This window comes from Amycolatopsis sp. SID8362 (assembly GCF_010550475.1).
Lineage (GTDB): Bacteria > Actinomycetota > Actinomycetes > Mycobacteriales > Pseudonocardiaceae > Amycolatopsis > Amycolatopsis eburnea.
In genome coordinates this window covers 1-553 of record NZ_JAAGNB010000324.1, presented here as the reverse complement: position 1 = coordinate 553, position 553 = coordinate 1, and the positions used below count along the sequence as shown (strand labels likewise).

At 76.3% G+C, this 553-nt stretch carries 1 protein-coding gene; it reads left to right on the top strand.

Translation table 11 applies throughout. The features are described from left to right. The coding region (locus G3I65_RS10675) for a M20/M25/M40 family metallo-hydrolase (RefSeq protein WP_160695954.1) at positions 1 to 553 on the top strand (553 nt) is incomplete at both ends.

Below are 553 nucleotides of genomic sequence, written 5' to 3'. Positions count from 1 at the left end.
CGGCGGCGCGGTGAAGACCGGGCGCAAGGGCGTCGGCATCTTCCGGGTGCGCGCGACCGGCGTCGAAGCGCACGCGGGCCTGGACCCGGCGAAGGGCGCGAGCGCGATCGACGAACTGGCGCGGGCGGTCCTGGCACTGCACGGACTGTCCGATCCGGACGCCGGCACGACGGTCAACGTCGGCGTGCTCGAGGGCGGCACGCGCTCGAACGTGATCGCGGGCGCGGCTTCGGGCGAGGTCGACGTCCGCGTCTCGACCGCGGCGGAGGCGGCCCGCATCGACGCGGCCCTGGCGGCGCTCAAGGCCCACGACCCCCGCGCGGCGCTCACTGTCGAGGGCGGCTGGAACCGGCCGGTGATGGAACGCTCGGCCGCCATCGCGAAGGTGTACGAGCTGGCCCGCGAGGAGGCGGCGCAGCTGGGCGTGACGCTGCGGGAGTGCTCGGTGGGCGGCGCCAGCGACGGCAACTTCGTGGCCGCACTGGGCCACCCGGTCCTGGACGGCTTCGGCGCGGTCGGCGACGGCGCCCACGCGCGGCACGAGCACGTCAGC